The sequence below is a fragment of the Dysgonomonas sp. HDW5B genome (assembly GCF_011299335.1).
In the GTDB taxonomy this organism is placed as follows: domain Bacteria; phylum Bacteroidota; class Bacteroidia; order Bacteroidales; family Dysgonomonadaceae; genus Dysgonomonas_A.
On the sequence record NZ_CP049858.1, the window covers coordinates 875,463 to 894,292 of the forward strand.

Below are 18,830 nucleotides of genomic sequence, written 5' to 3' on the forward strand. Positions count from 1 at the left end.
ATATACCATGAAGTTAAAAACTTGGGTATGTTCTGTCTTTTTTTATTTAGGTTAGGTTATAATTACGGTTATCAAAAGATTGTTTTATTTTTAAAATTTTAGGTTATGAAACGTTTATTTATTTTAGCAGTTGCTATCTTCTCGTTAGGTTCAGTTACTTTCGCCTCAAATGGTGATTATGCTTTTTTATCAAAATTGAATGAAAAAGAAAAGTTCAATGGATTGGTTAATTATCTTGAAGCAGACTATGAGCAACAAAGATATTTGAAAGAGATTTTTGAATTATCTTCTCAAAAAATGGAAAGAGCATCTCGCAGTGGAGAAAATTCCGAAAAAGAGGTAAGAAAAGCACTTGCCTTCAACTTGGCAAATACAAAAAGTGTTTTATCTGCAGAACAATACAAAAAATATCTTATCGTATTGAACATGACTTCTATCAATAGCAATAACACTGCATTACTAGCTGAGAAATAAAGATTAATCTGTTACTCTCTCATGAAATAACAGATTAAATACATATTAGAAAGCCCTAAAAAGAATCTTTTGAGGGCTTTCTAATATGTATTGCTTTATCAAGACTTGAATCATTTACATAAGCACATAAAAAAAGAAGCTACCTTAAGGCAGCTTCTTTTTTTTATCTGTTGTTCTAAGCTAATATTATTGAGCGAAGAATATAGCAACACGGTTCCATGCGTTTTCTTTGTATGGTTGTTCAGAAGAACCTTTCCATTCAACTTGAACGCGATCGCTACTGATTTTGTATTTATCAGTAAGAACTTTAGCAACGTTTCTAGCACGTCTTTCTGAAAGCTTAAGGTTATATTCAGCTGTACCAGTTAATTTATCAGCATAACCAACAATCTTAACTTTAGCATTTGGATTAGCTTTCAAGAATTGAGCTGTGTTATAGATACTAACTTCTTGATTGTTGTCAATGTTAGCACTATTTAGACGGAAGAATACTACATTAGGAATGTAAGTATCAGGAGCTACAGCAGCTGGTTGTACCTCTGGGCATGGAACTGCTGGAGGACAATTAGGCTTGCGGTTTCTCAAGTCATCGTTTTCTCTTCTCAATTTGTTGATTTGTCCGTTCAAGTCATTAAGTAGGTCGTTGTCCATAAGAACAGCTTCGCTAAATCCAACTTTACCAACTTTCAACATAAGACCTGCAGTACCTGTAGCGATACCATTCCAATGAGTTTTACCTTGAGGACCTCTGTCAAATCTTCTTTCAACAATAAATCCACCAACTTCAGCAAAAGCAGATAATCTATCTGAAATTCTGAAAGTATTCAATAAACTAGCATTGAATGTAGGACCGTTAAATCCACGTTGTTTGAATTTATCTTCAAAACGGTGATCATAACCAACACCTACAGTAGGGATAAAGTTATAAAAACGATTTTCATTGTATTTACCCAAGTAGTTTGTTACGTTAAACATAAAGTCCACTGTAGCATTAACGTGAGTCATGCTGTACATTCTTTGTCCTTGATTTCCATCAAATGAGTGAATTTTACCACCTTGACCACGGAAACGTACTCCTAAGTATGGGTTAAACCATTTACCAACGAAAACCGAAGGATTAACAGTCATACGATCTAGAAAATCAGCATGTTGATCACTTGGACCAAAATAAACACTAGCACCTGCACCTGCACCGACAAACCAGTTATCCCAGAATCCGTTACGAGCAAAAGTTGCTTTTCTTCCAGCTTCAGCACTAACACCGCTTTCTTGAGCAGTAGCACTTATGCCAGCAAGAGCTAAACACAAAAGTAAACTTACCTTTTTCATAATCAATTAATTATAGTTAAACAGTTTAATTCTATTTTTTCTGGTATCTCTTATACCAATTATAAATCAAATTTACACCTTCTTCGATTTCCACTTTATGCTTCCATCCCAAAGAATGTAACTTAGAAACATCTGTTAGTTTCTTTAGAGTTCCATCAGGCTTCTCGGTATTAAACCAGAATTGACCTTTAAAACCCACTATTTTTTTCACCAGCAAAGCTAGTTCTTTTATAGAAATATCTATTCCTGTACCCACATTTATATGAGTATTGCGAACTTCCTTATCTATAGTAACATCTATTAACTCCAAAAAGTTCACAGACTCCATTATATGGATTGTTGCATCAGCCATATCCTCACTCCAGAGAAATTCTCTCATTGGCTTACCCGATCCCCAAATCTCAATACTTATATTTTGATCTGCAGCTTTACCAATGCCGTATTTATTTAATAGATATAAGATCTCATCTTCAGTTGATTTGTCATCAACACCTTCAATTGGTCTATATTGGAGATCTAATCTGATGGCACTCCAATCATTTTCTTCCAAACATTTTCCTAAATGCACTTTTCTAATCAAAGCAGGAAGGACATGTGATTTTTCTAAATCAAAGTTATCATTTGGTCCGTATAAATTTGTTGGCATTACTGCTAAAAAATTTGTTCCATACTGAATGTTATAACTTTCACACATTTTAATCCCTGCAATCTTAGCTATAGCATAAGGCTCATTTGTATATTCCAAGGGAGAAGTCAATAATGCATCCTCTGAAATTGGCTGAGAGGCTTCTTTTGGATATATGCAAGTACTGCCCAAAAATACAAGTTTTTTTACATTATTTAGATAAGCTTGATGAATAATATTGTTTTGAATCATCAAATTTTCATAAATAAAATCAGCTCTATATTTATTATTAGCTATAATTCCTCCGACTTTAGCCGCCGCTAAAATCACATAATCAGGCTTTTCTTCTTCAAAAAAACGAGCCACAGCTAGTTGGTCTTTTAAATCCAGTTCACGATGTGTTCTTAATATAAAGTTAGAATAACCTCGACTCTTTAAGTTAGCCAAAATAGCGGATCCAACCAATCCTCGATGCCCTGCAATATATATCTTTGAAGACTTATCAATCATTTTTTACTCAAAATAATTAAGTATCTTATAGCCTCCTTTTCTCAAGAATTCCTCTTTTTTCATCAAGGTAACATCATGACTCATCATATCTTCACACAATCCGTTTAAATCATACGAAGGTTCCCATCCGAGTTTCTGCTTTGCTTTAGTATTATCACCGATCAAAATATCAACTTCGGTCGGTCTAAAATATGCAGGATCTACACCTACTACAGAATCTCCAATTCTAGTTTTGAAGCCTGCCAGATATTCTATACCTACTTTATTAGTAAATTTAACATCATCAACAGCAGTTATAAAGCCTTCCTCCTGTTCATTCTCTCCTTTGAAATCAACAGTTACACCTACTTCCATAAACGACATTTTAATAAAATCTCGAATTGTAGTTGTTATTCCAGTAGAAATAACATAATCATCAGGTGTATCTTGTTGCAATATTAAATACATTGCTTTGATATAATCTTTAGCATGCCCCCAATCTCTTTTGCTCGAGAGATTCCCCATGAATACTTTATCTTGAAGACCTAAAACTATGCGAGACACTGCTCTTGTAACCTTTCTCGTCACAAAAGTCTCCCCCCTTAGAGGTGACTCATGATTAAATAAGATCCCATTACTAGCATGCATCCCATAAGCCTCTCGATAATTAACTGTAATCCAATAAGCATATAGTTTCGCTACGGCATATGGGCTCCTTGGATAGAAAGGCGTAGTTTCCTTTTGAGGTATCTCCTGCACCAATCCGTATAATTCTGAGGTTGAGGCCTGATAAATACGAGTTTTATTAGTCAATCCTAAAAGACGAACAGCTTCCAGCAATCTCAATGTACCGATACCATCTGCATTGGCAGTATATTCCGGAATATCGAAACTAACCTTTACATGACTCATAGCAGCCAAATTATAAATTTCATCTGGCTGAACCTCTCCTATTATCCTGGTTAGATTCATACTATCAGTCATATCACCGTAATGAAGAATTAATTCTCTATGTTCTTCGTGCGGATCTTGATATAAATGATCAATTCTATCTGTATTAAAAAGAGAGGATCTTCTTTTTATCCCATGGACAATGTATCCTTTCTTAATCAGAAATTCAGATAGATATGCTCCATCCTGTCCAGTTACTCCCGTTATTAATGCTGTTTTTGTCATTTAAAGTTCTGTTAAAATCACCTGTATGCGACTTTTTCAAGCCACAAATATAAAGATAAATATATTTTAAACAAAATAAACATTAACAAAAGAACAGTTTAACCCCAATTACAGCTTAAGATCGATGCTCTTTTCGCAATAGATCGTTAACACTTTTAACCGGATTGAAAGTACTCAAAGGAACTTCGACGAATACCGTATTCCAATCTGACATAGCCCCATTCCACAATCCGGGCAGTTCTAATGCTTTTAGAGCCCTTCCCTCTTTTGTTTTTTTACTTATAAAGCCTGTATTTTCATCAATAAATGTTATAAGGTCAAATTTCTCACCATTAAAATCTTTTACCCCACAAACAACATCAACCGGATTGAAATGTGTTCCTTTAACAAACAAATCCTTTTTTCGAGGATCATCCAAGTCTATCTGGGAGCTTTCTAATATCTGCAAAGAAACCGTACCGTCTTCATTAACTGCAAAAAACGGACCTCCTCCAGCTTCACCAACATTCTTCACCATACCACAAACCCTAATAGGTCGGTTGAGCTTCTTCTGAAGATATAAAACAAGCTCGGCATCCTCTAAATATTTAGTATCTGGATTTTTCACATTCAATTTATCCTGTAAAAAATAAAGAATTTCTAAAAGCTCCTCTCTTGAATACACTCCCGAATTTATTAACTTCAAATAACCAAAAATACGACTCTGGACATCTACCAAATATCCGGCCAACATCTTTTTATAATAAGCTTCTTCATCCTTAAACTTATCAGGAACAACATTATCAATATTCTTAATGAAAATAATATCCGCTGACAGGTCATTTAAATTTTCAATCAACGCACCATGCCCTCCGGGTCTAAACAAGAGATCCTCACCATCACGAAATGGCTCATTATTATCATCAACAGCAATTGTATCTGTCTTCTTTTTTTGCTCGCTGAAAGAAATATCAAATTTCACGTCAAATGCCTGCTCATAGCTATCTGAGACCATCGAAATCAACTCCTTAAACAACTGACGATGCTCTGGCGAAACTGTAAAATGCAAAGTAACCCCTCCATCATTTGATTTTGCATATAAAGCACCTTCAACAAGATGCTCCTCCACTGGAGTTCTATTGCAATTTTCATACGCGTGAAATTTCAACAACCCTTTAGGGAGCCCGCCATAATTCAAGCCATTCTTAAGTAAAAGAACCTCTAAAACATCTTTATATCTACCATGTAGAATCAAAGATTCCACATCCTCACCTTTCTTACTTACACAAGCGGAGTTAAGATCGTCAAAAAATGCAAATGCTCGAATATTATCAAAAAACATGCTTATAGAATCATTATCCGGAGATTCTGATTTCCGTTGCAGAAACTCAAATAAATCTTTAAACATACGACTTGCCGCGCCTGATGCCGGAACAAATTTAACTACTGAATGTCCTGATCGAGAATAGCCATCCCATATATTTATATATATATCAGCTTCCTCGGGACTAAGGACGGTAATTCCTTTATCATTCGTTGCATAATTTACAATTTCAAGAAAAGGAAATCCTGTTTTGAAACGATCAATTTGCTTCTGAACTTCGATAATGTCTAGACCTTGAATATTTAGTTTTTCAATATCCTTTTTTGTAAATGTCTGATGCATAAGAAATAATATTTAGGATTAATAAACACAAATATAGAAAAGATATCAACGATCAGTGTATGATATACAAAAAAAAGCAAACCAAAAATGGTTTGCTTTTATATATAGGGAAGATATAATCTTAATTGATTTTCATTAAACTCTTAAAAAGAAGCATTTCTCGATTGTGAATTACGTCTAACAAACATCAAATACACTCCTGCAAGAAATATAAATGCAAGTATATCTGTTGAAGTAAAGTTAATATATCCATTTTGAGAAGATTGATTCCCTAAATTGAACGATTGTCTGTAAGGTTTAATATTCTCATTAACAAATTCGGGTGTAGATCGGGCAGCAGAAAATGCATCCTCCATTGGAAGAAAACTAGTTGGAGCTGCAAAAGATCCAGGTGCTGAATTAGCAGCAAATGGAATAAGTAGCAAAAACAACAACACTACTAATCCTTTCTTTATTTTGATACCTAAATTTAACATAGACTAACTTTATAATAGACGTGAATATTAACAATAAAAATCACGATTCTGCGACAAAGATAATCATTGGAAAATTCTAAAACAATATCTTTCAACTAATAACATACAAATTAGCTGTTTTTTAACATTTATATATCAAGAAAAACTCTCCATCTCCCGAAGCGTTATATACCTGATCTTCTCCAAATTATCAAATATCACATATCTATTAACAGTTGAGGTTGTGGTTTTGTTTGATAGTCGATCCGAAAAAGAAGGATAAATCAAGTAAATATCGGTTTCGGGAACAGCCACCAAAAGCTTATTTAAGGGATTAACGCCCACAAAATCAGCATCTGATCCAATTCTATCTAAAATCTCTTTTTTTTCTTTTTCCAAATAATATTTGTTAAGTCTGTTGCTTCCTGCCGAAAACATCATAATTGTTTTTCCATTCTTTTTCATTAAAGGAATAGATAGACAAATTGCAAAAGGTTGCTTACCTGATATTTTTTGATTTATAATGTATTTTCGTGTTGCCTTTAACCATATTGTCCCCAACAAAAGCAGAATTATAAAAGGTATAGCATACAAACTCATCAAATGATCAACATTAAACAGGTAAAGAAAACCAAATAATGCGACAAAAAGAATTCCAGACGGTGGCACTATAGCATAATTTCGCCAAACTCCTTTAGCATAAAATTTTCTTCTGAATTTTTCATTTCGTTCCAAACGCTGTATTTTATCTGTATTCATATCAATAATATAATTTAGATCAAAAGTACAAATGTTTTTCCAGTGAATAAAAGACTAGAAGTTCAATAATTAGTAAATTTGAAATAAAAAAACAAAAACAAAACTTCAATTGGAATGAAAATATTATTTTTACATTTTAGGTATATATGTTTTAGGATAAATAGTAAATATAAGTAATGAAAGATTATATTGCACAAGAAGATGAATTTAAGTTGTTACTGCATCAACTGTCTGCAAAGTCAAAAGAATTACAAATATCCTCGAAGGAGGAAGCTTTTATTAGATCTACCGTAAAGGAGGGAATCGCTCAAGGTATCTATAAAGTAGATGATAATAAATATTTTCATCTCATTACTGTATTAAATACTGTACTCATTGTAATTACCGAAATAGGACTCCGAAAAGCTGCCGTAATAGCTAACTTACTATACAGACCTGCCGTTAATAAGATAATTACAACAGAGCAAATTAAACAGACATTTGATCACGAAGTAGCTGATATTGTAAAAGGTCTGATGAAAATAAATCATCTTGAGGCTAATCAAACAACTTTAGAATCTGAAAATTTCATCAAGCTTTTATTATCGTTCGCCGAAGACATGAGGGTCATATTAATTATGATTGCCAACAGATTGTATTTGATGAGAACAGCCAATGAGGTAGATGAAGCAACTCGCTTAAAACTATCGATAGAATCTTCTTACATATATATACCTTTGGCACATAAGCTCGGGTTGTATAATGTAAAATCTGAGTTAGAAGATTTATATCTCAAGTACACCGATCGTGAAATATATGACTACATATCTCAAAAATTAAATGAGAGTAAAACTGTACGTGATCAATATATAGCCGAATTTATTGCACCTCTTGAAGAAAAATTTAAAGAAACAGGACTTAAGTACGATATAAAAGGTCGGGTAAAATCTATCTATTCGATAAATAATAAACTCAAAAAGCAAAAGGTTGAATTCGAATCTATATACGACTTGTTTGCTATCCGGATAGTACTTGATTCTCCACAGCCAAAAGAGAAGGCTGAGTGCTGGCAGATCTATTCTATTGTAACGGATTTATACCAACCCAACCCTAAAAGGCTTAAAGATTGGCTGTCTATACCAAAGAGTAACGGCTATGAATCCCTGCACATTACAGTAATGGGACCTCAATCTAGATGGGTAGAAGTACAGATCAGAACTCGACGCATGGACGAAATTGCAGAGAGAGGTTTAGCTGCTCACTGGAAATACAAAGGAGTGAAAAGTGAGTCGAATATTGACGACTGGCTGACCACTTTACGCGAGGCTTTAGAGAACAAAAGTGTGGCAAACAACGAGAAGCTTGAAGATTTTAAACTGGATCTTTACGATGATGAAATTTACGTATTTACTCCCAAAGGTGATTTACACAAATTACCCAAAGGAGCTACCATCCTGGATTTTGCATTCTCAATACATACTAAGCTCGGGGCTACTTGCGTATCGGGTAAAGTGAATGGCAAAAATGTATCTATTCGTCATAAATTGAATAGTGGAGATCAAATAGAAATAATGACCTCTGCTAATCAAACTCCAAAACAAGATTGGCTGAATTTTGTAACAACTACAAAAGCCAAAAATAAGATTCGCCAAAAACTAAAAGAAGAAGCAAACAAACAAGTTGATTACGCCAAAGAATTATTAAAACGTCGCTTCAAAAACAGAAAAATAGATGAAGACGAAGGCGTATTGATGCGCCTGATAAAGAAAAAAGGCTTTAAAACTGTAACCGACTTCTATATCAAAATAGCGCAGGAAACTTTAGACGTAAACTCTGTTATCGATCAATATCTTGAATTAGAGAAACGAGAGAGTGAAGTACATGATAAACATGATCTGGTTAGTGCCGAAGGCTACACAATCCAGCCCCAGAGCACCACTCAAAGTAATGACAAGTCAACGGATGAGCTTATATTAGACAAAGACCTGAAAGGGATAGATTACGCTTTGGCTAAATGTTGTAACCCTATATATGGAGATGAAGTTTTTGGTTTCATTTCATCGCAAGGAATAAAAATACATCGGACTAATTGCCCGAATGCACACGATATGTTTTCACGCTTCGGCTATAGGGTTATACCTGCACGATGGTCAGGAAAATCAGGATCAAGCTACACAATTATATTACGTGTTGTAGGAGCCGATGATATTGGTATTGTAACAAACCTGACTTCTATAATTTCTAAAGAACAAGGGATAACACTCCGCTCGATTAGTATAGACTCAAACGATGGATTATTCCAAGGTAATTTATCAGTAACATTACAAGATACAAATACGCTCGAAAGCTTGATGAAAAAATTGCGGACGGTAAAAGGTGTAAAACAGATCTCTAGATTAAATTAAGGTATAAAACCTTTTTAAGAGCTTTTAAGTATAGAACAAAAGTACTCCCTATAACAAAACAAAATGAGGTTATTCAATATGAACAACCTCATTTATATAATATAATAAGATATTACTTATTTACTCTGAAACGTTCGTTTCCGTTCTTTATGAAATCAACGATCTGATTAGCGGCTGCTATGCCTGCATTAGTATTAGCCTCTGCAGTTTGAGCACCCATTTTTTTAGGAGTAGAAAAATATCTTCCTTCAAATTTCTCAGCCATTTCAGCATGATTGGAAGGCATAATATCTGTTACGTATTTCACATCCGTACGATCCTGCATCAACTTCACAATTTCGGCTTCATTGATAACTTCCTTACGAGCAGTATTTATCAACAATGCTTTTTTAGGTAGTTTATTCAACAATTCGTAATTGATCGAATTCTTTGTTTCTGCCGTAGCAGGTATATGTAACGAAACAAATTCGCAAGTAGAATATAATTCTTCAACTGTTTTCACAGCTTTTACACCTTCTTTTTCGATAGCTTCCGCAGAAAGGAAAGGATCAAATGCATATACTTCCATGTTGAATCCTTTTGCAATGCGGGCAACGTTACGTCCCACATTACCATAGGCATGAATTCCCAGTTTCTTACCGGCCAACTCTGTACCCGATGTTCCATTGTAGAAATTACGCACTGCATATACAGCCAAACCGAAAGCTAATTCGGCTACTGCATTTGCATTTTGTCCGGGAGTATTCATTGCACATACTCCATGAGCAGTTGCAGCCTCCAAGTCAATATTGTCAAATCCTGCACCTGCACGCACAACTATTTTCAGTTGTTTGGCAGCAGCAAAAACATCTTTATCGAAAATATCACTACGGATAATAGCTGCATCTACATTAGCTACAGCATCCAATAGCTGTTGTTTTTCTGTATATTTTTCGAGCAAAACCAATTCATAGCCTGCTGCATCTATTACATTCTTAATTCCCTTTACTGCTTCTGCCGCAAAAGGTTTATCTGTCGCTATTAATACTTTTATACTCATATCTGATTTGTATGTGAAAAGGTCTGCAACCTCTTATGCATTTTGTTTTTCAAATTCTTTCATTGCATCTACTAATGCCTGAACACCTTCGATAGGCATAGCATTGTAAATAGACGCTCTAAATCCGCCAACTGAACGGTGACCTTTCAATCCGTCAAGACCTTTGCTTACTGCAAATTTCGAGAAATCGGCTTCTTTATCTTCGTGACCTTTTGCCATTACAAAACATACGTTCATCAATGAACGGTCTTCTTTAGCCGCAGTTCCTACGAACAATGGGTTTCTATCTATTTCAGCATACAATAAAGCAGCTTTTTCTTTGTTCTTTTTCTCCATTGCAGGAACTCCACCATTAGCTTTTAACCATTTAAGAGTTTGCAAAGCTGCAAAAATAGGTACTACCGGAGGAGTATTAAACATAGACTCGTTATCGATGTGTGTTTTATAATCCAACATCGTTGGTATCTTACGAGAAACTTTCCCTAAGATATCATCTTTTACGATAACAAATGTCAAACCGGCAGGAGCCAGATTTTTTTGTGCTCCACCATATATAATACCATACTTAGTCACATCGATTACTCGTGAAAATATATCTGATGACATATCGGCAACTAAAGGCACCGGAGAATCCAAATCGGTATGTAATTCGGTTCCGAAAATAGTATTATTGGTTGTTATGTGGAAATAATCCGCATCAGCAGGAATGGTATAATCCTTTGGTATGTATGAAAAATTATCGGCTTTTGAGCTTGCTACTTCGATAACTTCGCCAAACATTTTAGCTTCTTTCTGAGCTTTACTTGCCCATGTTCCTGTATTAAGATAAGCGGCTTTTTTCTCCAAAAGGTTAAAAGGAACCATGCAGAACTGCAAGCTGGCACCTCCACCTAAAAATATTACAGAATAGCCTTCAGGTATATTCAATAGTTCTTTAAACAATGCGATAGCTTCATCCATTACAGCGATAAAATCTTTACCTCTGTGGCTAACTTCCATAAGAGATAATGTGGACGAATTGAAATCTAAAATAGCTTTTGCTGTTTCTTCGATTGTTTGTTGTGGTAAAATTGAGGGACCTGCGCTAAAATTGATTTTTTTCATATTTGCAAGAATTTGAATCGTTCTTTTCTATTATGGTTTTAAGGTCTCAGACCTTTTTATTTCAGGATTAGATGACTTTATCAACTAAGAACTCCAAATTTAATAAATATATTTGAAAATGGCACTGTTAAAATAAAATGAGTATATATTACTTCTGATTTTATTTCTTTATGTCATTAAACAGATAGGTTTTACCATCTACATGATAATAATAAAGAGCATCATTTTTAGCTTTTTCTATTCCTTTTTCGGAAACTTTATAGCCCATCGCCTCGGAGAGTATATAATTGAAATTTGTAGTATTTAACCTTCCATCAACAAGATATTTATCGATAATACGGTTAGTATCAATTGTATTATTATAAGGTATCACAACAAAGGGAATCATAAACTGATCCATATCTTTATCCAGAAAGCCATGCCCTTTGTTTATAATCTCTCCGTGATCCGAAAAATAAAAGACAAGAGAGGAAGAGGCTGCTTTCGGATCTAGTTTATCAACTATTGTATTGTACAACAATCCGATAACCCGATCGGTATGATGTATGGTTCGATCATAATCTAAGGTTGTATTAAAATCATTGGTTAAGACTCGGCAATCTGCCTTATCGTATTTCTCCTTATACTCGAGATGACTCCCTTTAAGATGAATAAAAAATATCTGCTTAATTTTAGGATTATATAATTTTTCAACAATCGGAATTAACTCCAGATCATCTTTCTGAAAATTGAAGAAACAGGAAGTATCAGCATACGAAGCGATCAATCCGATATAACTGTCGTGCATCCCTATTTTATCCTGATTAGATATCCAATAAGATTCATACCCGGCATCATTAGCCAGAGCAACTGCATTCTTGTTATTGAGCAATGGTTGGCGATCCAATGGTGTAGCAAAACTCAAAGACAGTCCTAAAGCATCCCGTGTAATGGATGCAGGAGATACAGCATTGTAGTATGATAAACGATCAGCATTTTTCAGACTATCAAGAAATGGAGTCGTTGGCAAATTATACCCATACAGACTATAGTGCGTTTGCAAAGAACTTTCGCCCAGAACTACAAAAATAGTATTAGGACTATTTGAGGTAGTAAAAAAGCTTATTTCTTGAGGTAAAGTTTTAGGTTTAGCTAATTCGGTTCTGAACCGATACATTTCCTGACAGTAAATTACAGAGGCAAATCCCACATTCGTAAGAAGGGGAAGCCTCACTCCTAAAACTGAATGAAAATGCATGAGTGGTGAGATTCTCAACTCTTCAGGAACTTTTCTCCTTTGCGACTTATCCATCAACAGGTAAACAGAACCATAGCAAATACCGAAACCGGCAATTATAAATAAGATGGAGGCTAAGATGTAAGGCTTTCGACTCTTAAGTTCCCGATAAGCCGGATACAAAACAATACTTGTTACAATAATCAGAGGAATTGCTATGCCGGCATACATCCTGATTGCACCCAGAGCCTCATATTTATTGGTTTCGATAACAGAAGAAAACAACCCTAATGTAACTTGAGACGAAAAAGCAATAGCCAAAGTGGCTTCTATAGATATTATTATTGCCAGTAATAACACAAATATTATGGCAACCCTTTTGAGATGAGAGATAAGATTTAAAAGAGACAGTATGATAATAGCATTCAACGCAGCATATAGTAAGCTGCTTGCATGTGTAGACAAACTGAATGATTGAACCAAAGGATTCCAATCAATAAACACAGTTCTCAAATAAAAGGCTAATAAAAAAAAAGTAGAGAAAACAAAAAACAGAAAATCTATATTGTTGTAATACTCTACTTATACGTGTTCGAAAATGCAATAGTTTCAATATTCTATTTTATCATCTTTTTCTTCCCACATCCGAAAAGCCGATAACGCTTCCTTATGTAGTATTTGGGTAGAAGGGATACTTCTCTCTTCCGGTTTAAGTTCGATTTGTTCGTATATAAATGAGTCGTCAAAGCCAATATTTTTGGCGTCTTCCTTACAACATCCGTAATATATACGGTCGATACGTGCCCAATAGATAGCTGACAAGCACATTGGACAAGGTTCGCACGATGTATATATTTCACATCCGTTCAAATCGAATGTATCGAGTTCTTTACAGGCTTTGCGGATAGTGGTTACTTCCGCATGAGCTGTAGGATCATTATCCAGAGTTACACAGTTGGAGCCTTCGGCTACAACCTCTCCGTTCTTCACAATTACAGCCCCAAAAGGACCGCCACCGTTTTTCACACTATTCTCAGCCAATTTAATGGCTTGTTGCATATATTTTGGATTCATTTCTAACAAGTTCCGTTTAAGTAAAAAATAAATTTTATTGGCATATTCTATAGTTATAACAATCATATTTGTTATACTTGCCAAAGCAATAAAAAGGTCTAGAAATTTATTTTCTGTGTTTCAGCTCTTTATTTATTTTTTCTATATAGCCTAAAATTTCCTCTCCGCCGATTCTATTTTCAGAAGAAGTTATAAATATAGGAGGTAGTTCTTCCCAAGTTTCTTCGAGTTTTTCGGTATATTTTGCAATATTTTCTTTGGCTTTCGATTTGCTTAACTTATCTATTTTAGTGAAAACTATTGCAAATGGAATATCATTTTCGCCCAACCACTCCATAAATTCCATATCGATTTGTTGAGGATCATGACGGCTATCAAGCAATAGAAAAAGATTGGTAAGATCATCTCTGTTGAGAATATAATCTTCTATTATAATACGGATGTTTTCTCTACCTTCCTTACCTCTTTGAGCGTATCCATAACCGGGAAGATCGACCAGATACCATTCTTCATTTATGATAAAATGGTTTATCAGTTGAGTCTTTCCGGGTTTCGATGATGTCATTGCTAACCCTTTATGGTTAGTGATCATATTTATAAGGGAAGATTTACCTACGTTAGACCGACCGATAAACGCATATTCGGGTTTACCGTCTGTCGGGCATTGTTTATAATCTGTGTTGCTTATAACAAACTTAGCATCTTTTATAATCATTGTTTATATTTTGGGTGCTTTACAAATGTACAATACTTGGCTCTATATCGCAAAAAAATATTATCGAACATGCTTCAACGAGCTGATTAAACTTACTAAAAGCGTAATACTTAGCCCAAACATCGAGACTACGGCATACGAATATCTCAGATTGGTAAGTTCGGCTATGTATCCGATAATAGGAGGACCGAGCAGGAAGCCGAAGAAACTCACACTCGAAACGATAGTCAGTGCAATACTTGGAGAACCTTTTGTATTACGTCCTGCTATACTATATATGGTTGGGACAATACTGGATATTCCAAATCCGACAATCATAAAGCCGATAGCCGAAGGGATAAGATAAGGAAATAATACAGAAATCATCAAGCCGGTAAAAATAAGTATTCCACCCAATTGCAAAACTCTTTTCTTTCCTATCCTTACAGATAACTTATCGGTCAAGAACCGCCCGATAGCCATAAAAGTCATCACAATGGTAAAACCCATAACCGTAATCATTTCGGGAGCGTGTACCACTTCTTTAAAATAGACTCCACTCCAATCGAACATGGCTCCTTCGGAACACATCCCGAAAAATCCGATTAATCCTAACTGAACGAGTAATAGTTCAGGCTTTTTAAATATAGTCTCTTTCTGTTCTGTATTCTTTTTAGGCGGATCGGGTATTAAGTCTTTCAACCTGAAAACCATCAAGCCTAGCATAACTATGGCAATTATAATAAAATGAATATAAGGTTCGATCCTGAACGGAGCAATGGATAGTGCAAAAACAGAACTCAATGCACAGGCAAAACTCCATCCTCCATGAAAGGATGACATTATGGGCCTTCCATAGATTTCCTCCATCCGCAAACCTTGCGTATTAACTGCTATATTCAGAAAATTAGAACACAAACCAAAGAAAAACAGGCTTACAAAAAGCATTATCGAGCTGGTTGCAAGTCCTAAAGTTACAAGTACAAAACAGTACAAAACCATAGCAATAGCCAACATACGGATACTTCCATATTTGGCAATCCAAGTTCCCGAAACAGGCATAGCTGCAAGTTGCCCCAAAGCGGGGGCAAATAAAACCGTCCCCAGAGCAGCTTCGCTCATCGACAAAGAGGTCTTAATGTCGGGAATACGGCTCGCCCAACTGGCAAAACCAAGTCCTTGAATAAAATAAAAAGATAATATAGCTAAACGTGCACGTCCTTTTGTGGTTTTAAGCACGTATTCATATTCTGACATAACTAGAGGATACGATAATTGATCTTGCAAAATTAGAATAACTTTTGCTTGATATGAAACTTCGAAGCCAATATATTTAGTAATTTTAAGGTCGCAAGGTCGCAGACCTTTTTATTGCTTTGGCATGTATAACAACCCGATGTCGCTATGGTGATAAAACATCGTATTAAATAGTTGAACTTACTTATATCTTTAGACTCTCTTTTTTACTTAAATTACAGAAGTTATGTCCGAAAAACTAGTTGAAACCGTAACCGAAAAGGTCAAAAAATATCATCGTGATACAGTAGCCCATTACAAGCATCTGCATCAGAACCCTGAACTTTCTTTTGAAGAAAAGAATACCTCTCTTTATGTAGAAAAGCATCTACAGGAATGGGGGGTAGAATACCGGAATAAGATTGGAGGCTATGGTATTCTGGCTTGCATCAAAGGCTCGAAACCTTCTTCCAAAACAATCGCTCTTCGTGCCGATATGGATGCACTCCCGATTACAGAGCAAAACGACATTGATTTTAAATCGGAAAATGAGGGGGTTATGCATGCATGCGGACATGACACTCATACGGCAAGCTTATTAGGGGCTGTTAAGATTATAAACGAAATGAAAGATCAATTTGCAGGAACTATCCTCTTTATCTTTCAACCCGGAGAAGAAAAACATCCCGGAGGGGCAAGCCTCATGCTAAAGGATGGGATCTTTGACACTTATAAGCCTGACATAATTATAGGACAACATGCCTATATTGATTATCCTGTTGGCACAGTCGGTTTCGAACCGGGTACTGTAATGGCATCCGCAGATGAGGTTCATATCCAAATAAAAGGACAGGGAGGGCACGGAGCCATACCTCAAGATCTTAACGATACGGTACTTGCCGCATCTCAACTGGTGGTATCTATGCAACAAATAGTCAGCAGGCGTTCTAATCCGTTTAAGCCTTGTGTGCTTTCATTCGGCAAATTTATTGCAGACGGTGCTACTAATGTTATACCCAATACGGTAACTCTGGCAGGTTCGCTTCGCTGCATGGATGAAGAAGAAAGAAACAAATTGAAACCAATCATTCGTGATATCGCCATTCATACCGCTAAAGCATACGGCTGCGAATGTGACATCGAGATATATGACGGTTATCCTTGTACTTACAATGATGAGGAAGTTACACGCATGGCAAAAGCTTTTGCTATTGAATACTTGGGAACAAACAAGGTTAGGGGTCTACCCAAAAGAATGACAGCCGAAGACTTTGGCTTTTTCTCACAACTCTACCCTACTACCTTTTATAGATATGGAGTTATTGGCGGACAACATTGCACCGGATTACATACGCCAACATTTCTGATTGATGAGGAAGCCTTAAAAACTTCAGTAGGAACTATTGCTTATTTAGCTTTACGATATTGTCAGATATAAAACTAAAAAAATCATCTCCCTCTTCTTGACCGGATACAAACCTCTGATCGTGAAGCAGGGAGACAACCCTCTAATATACAGCTATAACTGTCGTCGTCAATACTGTTTAACTTATAAAATACATAATTTATTTATAATTTTGACAGCATAACTGTATTTCTTAAAACACACTACACATATAATAAATAATTCTGATCACTCAAAAACTGCTGTTTGCGAAATATTCAAAGCCCAAGCCGCAACATTTACTTGTACGCTAAGTGACGATGGAGCTTCGGAGCTAAATGGATTGCTAACACCCAGACCTTTTACTACGGTTTTGATACTATAAGTATTGTTACGCTTAATATAAGTATGGCCATCAGTTGCTCCAGAAACGGTAGACGCTGTTCCTTCCTTATTTATAACTACAGGAAAATAAGTATATCCACTGGCATCTACACGCCCTGGTACATTGCTGATATAAACATTATTTTGTTTGACTTTTGCTCTTATCACCAAGATAGTAGGATAAGCCATCACATTATTTACGGGTTGGTTTTCATACAGATAAAAATAAGTATTATTATTGCTAGCTGCAGTTGTCAAGAAATTATCTGATCCCGACAATACAGTACTTATTGATGGGAACAAGTCGCCCGAACCTGAAAGGCCTTCATAATAAGCCGCTGGAGCAGATGCTGTTCCTACATTTGCGATTAGTGAGCTTTTTGATGCATTTATAACAAACGCAGTCAGGTCGTCAAAACTATATTCGCTACTTTGCCATTGCATATCTTCTATTTTCACACGAGATACCAATCTTGTCAGAGAATAAGAATGAGGAGCCAAAGAAGTTCCGTCTGAAACGCTCGACGAATATCCAATATAATTTTTACCGGGTAGAATAGTTACATCAACTATATCTGTAGCCATAGTTAAACGACCGTTATCTTTTTCATTTTTCAAGTCTGCTACTGCTTTTTTCAAATCGTCCAATGTCTTTATCAAAGAAGCATCACTGGCATAATTAGCCAATACAAATATTTTTTTCGCACCGCTTGTAACTGCAATATTATCCACTTTTGTGATTGTATTAACCGTACTGGTTGCTGTTTTATAAGCCTCAAGAGACCCATCAGCATTAAACACAAAAGCATCTAATTTTAATACTTTCTCTTCTTGGGTAGGATTTCCGGCAGCTCTTGTTTGAACACCGTTTGTTCCTGCTATTTGCAAACTAATACTTGCCGATTCAGGAGATACAACAGGGGATACAGATGCGTTATCATCTGCTTTCTCGCATGATACTGCTATAAATGCGATACCTATGAATAAGAATAAATTTTGTAATTTCATTTTGTAATTTTTTTCTTTTGTAATTTTTCTTTTGCTTATCACTGACTTACATAAAGCCTTTTAGTCATTTTTCTCTCTTTGTTCAAAGTACGAATAGTATAGAATACAATGAATAAAAACAATGGTGCCCAGAAGTCTCCGATGGGTGCCCCGACAGCTCCCAACTCTGGAGCATCGTTATCATCATTCGGATTATATCCTGCATAGACTGTTGTATTGGCATCACTTGTCTTTTGTTCTATTGTTTCCAATGTTGATGAAGATGGCAACTCATTATTAAATGGAGTTGATGTTGATTCAGATACATTTGGATCCAAACTATTTGTATAATCAGATGTAGTCATAACTTTTATTA

General features: G+C 35.5%; 17 protein-coding genes. 3 read left to right on the forward strand and 14 right to left on the reverse strand.

From position 1 onward, the window contains the following. The first annotated feature begins 105 nt into the window (after positions 1-105). Complete coding sequence (locus tag G7051_RS03505) at positions 106-474, forward strand: hypothetical protein (RefSeq protein WP_166111209.1); 369 nt, start codon at positions 106-108, stop codon at positions 472-474. Between the two features lie 186 nt (positions 475-660). Here G7051_RS03505 and G7051_RS03510 read toward each other — a convergent pair whose 3' ends face one another. From G7051_RS03510 to G7051_RS03535, 6 genes are all read right to left on the reverse strand, one after another. Beyond that, positions 661-1,803, reverse strand: coding sequence for an OmpA family protein (locus tag G7051_RS03510; protein WP_166198589.1), 1,143 nt, complete (start codon positions 1,801-1,803; stop codon positions 661-663). Between the two features lie 31 nt (positions 1,804-1,834). Then, on the reverse strand, positions 1,835-2,935 hold the full coding sequence (locus tag G7051_RS03515) for a GDP-L-fucose synthase (protein ID WP_304487110.1): 1,101 nt from the start codon (positions 2,933-2,935) through the stop codon (positions 1,835-1,837). A gap of 6 nt (positions 2,936-2,941) precedes the next feature. After that, the gene (gmd, locus tag G7051_RS03520) at positions 2,942-4,093 is read right to left on the reverse strand and encodes a GDP-mannose 4,6-dehydratase (RefSeq protein ID WP_166198592.1); all 1,152 of its coding nucleotides are present in this window, start codon (positions 4,091-4,093) and stop codon (positions 2,942-2,944) included. A gap of 115 nt (positions 4,094-4,208) precedes the next feature. Then, entirely contained in the window at positions 4,209-5,738 is a 1,530-nt protein-coding gene (locus G7051_RS03525; protein ID WP_166198594.1) for a DUF4301 family protein, read from the reverse strand. A gap of 143 nt (positions 5,739-5,881) precedes the next feature. Next, the gene (locus tag G7051_RS03530) at positions 5,882-6,214 is read right to left on the reverse strand and encodes a hypothetical protein (protein WP_166111219.1); all 333 of its coding nucleotides are present in this window, start codon (positions 6,212-6,214) and stop codon (positions 5,882-5,884) included. A 135-nt stretch (positions 6,215-6,349) separates the two neighbouring features. Beyond that, positions 6,350-6,952, reverse strand: a complete 603-nt coding sequence (locus G7051_RS03535) for a hypothetical protein (protein WP_166198595.1) — start codon at positions 6,950-6,952, stop codon at positions 6,350-6,352. A 176-nt stretch (positions 6,953-7,128) separates the two neighbouring features. On the opposite strand from G7051_RS03535, the gene G7051_RS03540 reads away from it, so the two are divergent. Next, complete coding sequence (locus tag G7051_RS03540; RefSeq protein ID WP_166198596.1) at positions 7,129-9,336, forward strand: bifunctional (p)ppGpp synthetase/guanosine-3',5'-bis(diphosphate) 3'-pyrophosphohydrolase; 2,208 nt, start codon at positions 7,129-7,131, stop codon at positions 9,334-9,336. A 112-nt stretch (positions 9,337-9,448) separates the two neighbouring features. On the opposite strand, the gene G7051_RS03545 is transcribed toward G7051_RS03540, so the two are convergent. The 6 genes from G7051_RS03545 to G7051_RS03570 form a co-directional block, all read right to left on the reverse strand. Further along, entirely contained in the window at positions 9,449-10,369 is a 921-nt protein-coding gene (locus G7051_RS03545; RefSeq protein WP_166202632.1) for a 3-phosphoglycerate dehydrogenase, read from the reverse strand. A 39-nt stretch (positions 10,370-10,408) separates the two neighbouring features. Next, positions 10,409-11,479 (reverse strand): 3-phosphoserine/phosphohydroxythreonine transaminase, encoded by a 1,071-nt coding sequence (gene serC / locus G7051_RS03550; RefSeq protein ID WP_166111224.1) that lies wholly within the window; start codon positions 11,477-11,479, stop codon positions 10,409-10,411. A 160-nt stretch (positions 11,480-11,639) separates the two neighbouring features. Beyond that, positions 11,640-13,199 carry a phosphoethanolamine transferase gene (locus tag G7051_RS03555; RefSeq protein ID WP_255493364.1) on the reverse strand — a complete coding sequence of 520 codons (1,560 nt, stop codon included), beginning with the start codon at positions 13,197-13,199 and terminating at the stop codon, positions 11,640-11,642. Between the two features lie 105 nt (positions 13,200-13,304). Further along, positions 13,305-13,769, reverse strand: a complete 465-nt coding sequence (locus tag G7051_RS03560; protein ID WP_166198599.1) for a nucleoside deaminase — start codon at positions 13,767-13,769, stop codon at positions 13,305-13,307. A 106-nt stretch (positions 13,770-13,875) separates the two neighbouring features. Then, a complete protein-coding gene (gene yihA, locus G7051_RS03565; protein ID WP_166198600.1) occupies positions 13,876-14,484 on the reverse strand; it encodes a ribosome biogenesis GTP-binding protein YihA/YsxC in 609 nt (202 codons plus the stop codon). 60 nt (positions 14,485-14,544) lie between these two features. Then, entirely contained in the window at positions 14,545-15,720 is a 1,176-nt protein-coding gene (locus tag G7051_RS03570) for an MFS transporter (RefSeq protein ID WP_166198602.1), read from the reverse strand. Positions 15,721-15,946: 226 nt separating this feature from the next. On the opposite strand from G7051_RS03570, the gene G7051_RS03575 reads away from it, so the two are divergent. Continuing rightward, positions 15,947-17,137 (forward strand): M20 family metallopeptidase, encoded by a 1,191-nt coding sequence (locus G7051_RS03575; RefSeq protein ID WP_166198603.1) that lies wholly within the window; start codon positions 15,947-15,949, stop codon positions 17,135-17,137. Positions 17,138-17,332: 195 nt separating this feature from the next. Here the strand turns inward: G7051_RS03575 and G7051_RS03580 are convergent, their stop codons facing one another. Next, positions 17,333-18,475 carry a fimbrial protein gene (locus G7051_RS03580; RefSeq protein WP_166198605.1) on the reverse strand — a complete coding sequence of 381 codons (1,143 nt, stop codon included), beginning with the start codon at positions 18,473-18,475 and terminating at the stop codon, positions 17,333-17,335. Positions 18,476-18,513: 38 nt separating this feature from the next. Then, positions 18,514-18,819 (reverse strand): hypothetical protein, encoded by a 306-nt coding sequence (locus G7051_RS03585; protein WP_166198606.1) that lies wholly within the window; start codon positions 18,817-18,819, stop codon positions 18,514-18,516. Between the last annotated feature and the right edge of the window lie 11 nt (positions 18,820-18,830).